Source organism: Bacillus cereus group sp. BfR-BA-01355 (assembly GCF_022663675.1).
Taxonomy (GTDB): Bacteria; Bacillota; Bacilli; order Bacillales; family Bacillaceae_G; genus Bacillus_A; species Bacillus_A thuringiensis_S.
This window is the reverse complement of sequence record NZ_JAKUFY010000186.1, coordinates 1-5,748: the sequence shown is the minus strand read 5'-3', so window position 1 is coordinate 5,748 and position 5,748 is coordinate 1. Positions and strand designations below refer to the sequence as shown.

Genomic DNA, 5,748 nt, shown 5'->3' with positions numbered 1-5,748 from the left:
CTCCTGACGAAGAGGCGCTTTTTGCCTCGTAGGAAGGCGTGAAACGACCGACTGTTCTAGCCGCTGCAGTTGGATAAGATCAAACCGGAAACAAAACAACTAAGAGACTTGATGTCATATCAGGTCTCTTTCTTTCATGAAAGGAGAATGAGTAATGGAGACGATGCCTAATTGGTTAATGCAGCGTGCATTTTTAACACCAGATCGCACTGCAATTGAAATAGAGGAAGAGAAAGTTACTTTCTTGCAGCTACATGAAAAAGTAGTATCTGTTTGTGAACACCTCACGCATGTTGGAGTGAAGCGAGGGCAAAAGGTGGCTGTTCTGATGAAAAATGGTATGGAGATGATTACAGTTATTCACGCCCTATCTTACGTAGGTGCAGTAGCTGTACTTCTAAATACACGTCTTTCAAGAGAAGAGCTACTTTGGCAAATGGATGATGCTGAAGTTGTTTGTTTAGTGACGGATCAACAGTTTGATGCTAATGATGTTCCTGTCTATTCATTCGCTGAAGTGATGCATGGACTGAAGGTAGAAGCATCTATACAAGAAGAATTTTCTTTAGAAGAAGCGATGACAATTATTTATACGTCTGGGACGACAGGAAAACCGAAAGGCGTTATTTTAACATACGGTAATCATTGGGCAAGCGCAGTCGGTTCTTCGCTTAATTTAGGACTTCGTGATGATGATTGCTGGTTAGCTTGTATGCCGATGTTCCATGTTGGTGGGCTATCTCTTTTAATGAAAAATATTATGTACGGTATGCGTATTTTACTCGTTCCGAAATATGATGCTGATTTTATTCACAACGCACTTCAAACGAGGGGCGTTACGATTATTTCTGTCGTTTCTAAAATGTTAACTGATTTATTAGAGAGACTTGGAGAAGGGACATATCCAGCTTCTTTACGATGCATGTTACTTGGCGGAGGACCCGCGCCGAAACCGTTATTAGAGACGTGTGTGGAAAAAGGAATCCCTGTGTATCAAACGTATGGTATGACAGAAACGTCTTCTCAAATTTGTACGTTATCAGCGGATTACATGTTAACGAAAGTTGGCTCGGCTGGAAAACCATTATTTCAGTGCCAACTTCGTATTGAAAAGGACGGCGTAGTAGTGCCGCCACATGCGGAGGGCGAAATTGTAGTAAAAGGACCGAACGTAACAGGCGGTTATTTTAACCGTGAAGATGCGACGCGTGAGACAATTCAAAACGGATGGCTTCATACGGGTGACCTCGGTTATCTAGATGAAGAAGGCTTTTTATACGTATTAGACCGCCGCAGCGATTTAATTATTTCTGGCGGAGAGAATATATACCCAGCTCAAATTGAAGAAGTGTTACTCTCTCATCCGGCAATAGCGGAAGCCGGTGTTGTTGGTATATCTGATGATAAATGGGGACAAGTGCCAGCTGCTTTTGTTGTGAAAAGTAGAGAGATAACAGAAGAAGAAATTCTTCATTTTTGCGAGGAGAAATTAGCGAAATATAAAGTACCGAGGAAAGCATGTTTCTTAGAGGAATTACCACGTAACGCTTCGAAAAAATTGTTAAGACGAGAGTTAAGACAATTAGTGGAGGAGATGTAGTGGAAATAAAAAAAGCGACACTGTATATAACGGAAATGCCACTCGTAATCCCGTTTGCTGCGAGCTACGGGACTTACGAAAAGCGTGAGAGTATTGTTATTGAATTAGAGGATACAGACGGGTACATCGGATTTGGGGAAGTTGTTGCATTTTCTGAACCGTGGTATACGGAAGAAACGGTGAAAACAGCACTACATGTACTGCAAGACTTTTTGTTACCTGATTTATTAAAGGCTGAAATTTCTCATCCGAATGAGGTACCGGGTCTATTTCAACATATAAAAAGAAACCGAATGGCAAAAGCCGGAATAGAGGGGGCTATTTGGGATTTATATGCGAAGCGTCAAAAGAAATCGCTAGCGACAGTTCTTGGAGGAGCTAGCCCTGAAATTGAAGTCGGCGTTGTAATTGGGATCAATACAATTCCGGTTATGTTAAAACAAATAGAGAAGTACGCGGAAGAAGGATACAAGCGTTTTAAAGTGAAAATAAAGCCAGAGCATGATTACGAATTATTGAAAGAGATTCGTAAAGAGTTTCCGAGTATCCCGCTAATGGCAGATGCGAATTCAGCGTATACATTAGCGGATACGGAGAGGCTGAAACGACTAGATGAATTCCAATTAATGATGATTGAACAACCGTTAGCGGACTACGATTTTCTTGATCATGCACAGCTGCAGAAGAAGATTGAAACGCCGATTTGTTTAGATGAAAGTATCCATAGTTTAGAAGATGCGCGCGTTGCGATTACGCTTGGTAGTTGCCGCATCGTTAACATTAAGCCAGGGCGAGTGGGCGGATTAACAGAATCGGTTCAAATTCATAATTATTGCATGGAACATAACATACCTATTTGGTGCGGTGGTATGGTGGAGATGGGGATTTCACGAGCGCAAAATGTTGCTCTTGCTTCATTACCTAACTTTACGATTCCAGGCGACATATCTGCTTCTAGTAGACATTGGCAGAGGGATATTATTTCACCGGAAGTGACGCTTGAGGGCGGGAAAGTGATGGTGCCGCAAAGCGTTGATGCTGAGTATGAAGTAGATCGCGGAAGGCTGGCGGAAATCACGAAGCAGCGGATTGTGTTTGAACGGTAAATGGAAGTTTCATTAGGATGCCCGCAAGTAGCGAGAGGATTTTGTCGTTCATTGTCGGTAAGTCGATATATTTCAATAATCGCTGATATAATTTTATTTACCAAGGTTACTGTAACGAGTAGCCTTTTCGTATTGTACAAATTGGATAGACTAGTTTACAATCGAGCGTATAAAAATGGAATGAAAAAGGGGGAGTAAAATGAAGCGCATTTCAATTTTAATAGCTGATGATGAGGCGGAAATTGCTGACTTAATAGAGATACATTTAGAAAAAGAAGGGTACCATGTTGTGAAAGCAGCGGATGGGGAAGAGGCGGTTCATATTATTGAAGCGCAGCCAATCGACTTGGTAGTTTTAGATATTATGATGCCGAAAATGGATGGTTATGAGGTGACGCGTCAAATTCGCGCGAAACATCATATGCCAATTATTTTTTTAAGCGCGAAAACTTCGGACTTTGATAAGGTGACAGGTCTTGTACTAGGTGCGGATGATTATATGACGAAGCCTTTCACACCGATAGAATTAGTTGCACGTGTAAATGCACAACTGCGTAGGTTTTTTACGTTAAATCAACCGAAAGTAGCGGAGAGTAAATCTGCTTTAGAAATAGGCGGAGTCGTAATTAATCCTGAGCGCAGGACGGTTGATGTGTATGGTGAGCAAATTGAATTAACGCCGAAAGAGTTCGATATTTTATATTTATTAGCGAGTCATCCGAAGAAAGTATACAATGTGGAAAATATTTTTCAGCACGTATGGGCGGATGATTATTATGAAGGTGGAAATACAGTAATGGTACATATTCGTACTTTGCGGAAGAAACTTGGAGAAGATAAAAGAAAGGATAAATTAATAAAAACAGTGTGGGGAGTAGGTTATACTTTCAATGGCTAATATGATGAAAAGTTTTCGATTTAAAATGATTGCCTTATTTGCGTTAAGTATGGTGCTTGCAGCAACTGTAACTTATATAATTTATAAAGGATTGCAGCTGTATTATAAAACAATGGTTCGCTACGAAGAGCCTTTAGCACAATTTAGGTCAATGGTAAGGGAATTTGGAGACATTAACTTCTTTTTAATTTTCTTTATTCCGTTGTCTATTATCTTTTTCTTCTTTTTGACAAAACCGTATTTAAAATACTTTGATGAAATTTCTAATGGGATTCATCATCTTGCGAACGGTAACTTTACGAATAAAGTTCAAGTTTCATCAAATGATGAGTTTGGAAATATCGCGCGTGAAATAAATGTTGCAAGTGAAAAGTTAAAAGAAGCTGTTGAAAGAGGAGATTTTGCTGAAAGTAGTAAAGATCAGCTTGTTGTAAATTTAGCTCATGATTTAAGAACGCCATTAACATCCGTGTTAGGATATTTAGATTTAATTCTTAAAGATGAAAATTTAACAAAAGAACAAATTAAACATTTCTCCACAATTGCATATACAAAATCGCAAAGACTGGAAAGTTTAATTGATGAGCTATTTGAAATTACACGTATGAATTATGGCATGCTAAAGCTGGATAAAAAGCCGATTGATATAAGTGAGTTACTTATACAGTTAGAGGAGGAATTGTATCCGTTATTAGAAAAACATCATTTAGAAGCTAGATTGAATGTGGACCCTCATTTACCGATGCACGGTGATGGAAAATTGTTAGCTAGAGTATTTGAAAACTTGTTAACAAATGCCGTTCGTTACGGATATGATGGGCAATTTGTTGATATGAATGGGTATATTGATAATAGAGAAGTTGTCGTACAAATTATGAATTATGGAGATAGCATTCCAGAAGAAGATTTACCGTATCTTTTTGATATGTTTTACACAGGTGATAAAGCGAGAACTGAGAACCGTGGCGGGACAGGCCTTGGACTATTCATTGCGAAAAATATTGTCGAGCAGCATAATGGTACGATTTCTGCTGAAAGCAATGTAGTTAGAACGATATTTGAAGTACGATTGCCAAAAGACGAGAATGTAACAATTTAATAAAAATTTAAACTTTACCCCACTTTTTATTTTAATAGTTTTTTCTATTCTATACGTAAGTTACGTTAAGGAGGAACTAGAAATGAAAAAGTGGGTATTTATTTCTTTTTTTATAGCATGCACAGTATGTGTAGGCGTTTATATATCACCTTTATTTCAAAAGGAAATCGATGTTAAAATTGTTGGGAAAGATGAGCTAGTAAAGGCGGCAAACACTGAGAGGAAAGAGATTACGAAGGAACAAATTTATAAGGGTGATTTATTATTAGTTAACAGGGATTATCCAGTAAAAAAAGATAGTATTAGGTCTGATATTATAAATATAAATCATAATAGTGAATTAGTAAGAGGCTATGTAATATTTGATAGAAATCTTCGTTTATCAAAGGATGTTGTGAAAAAGTTTTTGAACGTTGTCGATGCGGCTGGAAAAGAAAGTGTTAACCATTTTTTGATTAGTAGTGGTTATAGAGATTTCCAAGAGCAAAAACAGCTATATGAAAAAATGGGATCTGATTATGCACTTCCAGCAGGATACAGTGAACATAATTTAGGATTATCACTGGACATTGGGTCTACTCAAAAAAAAATGGAGAAAGCGCCTGAAGGAAAATGGATTGAAGAGAACGTATGGAAGCATGGCTTTGTATTACGTTATCCGAAAAATAAAAGTAACATTACTGGAATTCAATATGAGCCATGGCATATCCGTTATGTCGGCCTACCTCATAGCGCAATTATGCAAAAAAAGAATTTTACACTAGAGGAATATTTAGAGTTTTTAAAAGAGGAAAAAGAGGTTTCAACTGAAGTAGAAGGTAAGAAATATACTGTTTCTTATTATAAAGTTTCTGAGAATACGAAAGTGAACGTTCCAGCAAACAAGCAGTATGAAATTTCCGGTAACAATATGGATGGGGTTATTGTGACGGTTCAGGAATAGAGAAAAAGGCTGTGCCATTTGGGACAGCCTTTTCTTATATAAGAAAGGAATTGACGTTTTTTGTCGGTAAATCGATATTCCTTGTCGAATCGTTGATATATT

At 38.0% G+C, this 5,748-nt stretch carries 5 protein-coding genes; all 5 read left to right on the top strand.

Going from position 1 to position 5,748, the window contains the following annotated elements:
• Positions 1-154 precede the first annotated feature (154 nt).
• The 5 genes from MR167_RS30020 to MR167_RS30000 all read left to right on the top strand — a co-directional run bounded on the left by MR167_RS30020 (position 155) and on the right by MR167_RS30000 (position 5,646).
• On the top strand, positions 155-1,600 hold the full coding sequence (locus MR167_RS30020; RefSeq protein ID WP_063675919.1) for an o-succinylbenzoate--CoA ligase: 1,446 nt from the start codon (positions 155-157) through the stop codon (positions 1,598-1,600).
• Positions 1,600-2,706 carry an o-succinylbenzoate synthase gene (gene menC / locus MR167_RS30015; protein ID WP_242316129.1) on the top strand — a complete coding sequence of 369 codons (1,107 nt, stop codon included), beginning with the start codon at positions 1,600-1,602 and terminating at the stop codon, positions 2,704-2,706. The genes MR167_RS30020 and menC overlap by 1 nt, the downstream gene beginning before the upstream one ends.
• 199 nt (positions 2,707-2,905) lie before the next feature.
• Entirely contained in the window at positions 2,906-3,604 is a 699-nt protein-coding gene (locus MR167_RS30010; protein ID WP_000822507.1) for a response regulator transcription factor, read from the top strand.
• On the top strand, positions 3,597-4,703 hold the full coding sequence (locus MR167_RS30005) for a sensor histidine kinase (RefSeq protein WP_098437777.1): 1,107 nt from the start codon (positions 3,597-3,599) through the stop codon (positions 4,701-4,703). The genes MR167_RS30010 and MR167_RS30005 overlap by 8 nt, the downstream gene beginning before the upstream one ends.
• Positions 4,704-4,785: 82 nt before the next feature.
• Complete coding sequence (locus MR167_RS30000) at positions 4,786-5,646, top strand: D-Ala-D-Ala carboxypeptidase VanY (RefSeq protein ID WP_000759400.1); 861 nt, start codon at positions 4,786-4,788, stop codon at positions 5,644-5,646.
• The last annotated feature ends 102 nt before the right edge of the window (positions 5,647-5,748 follow it).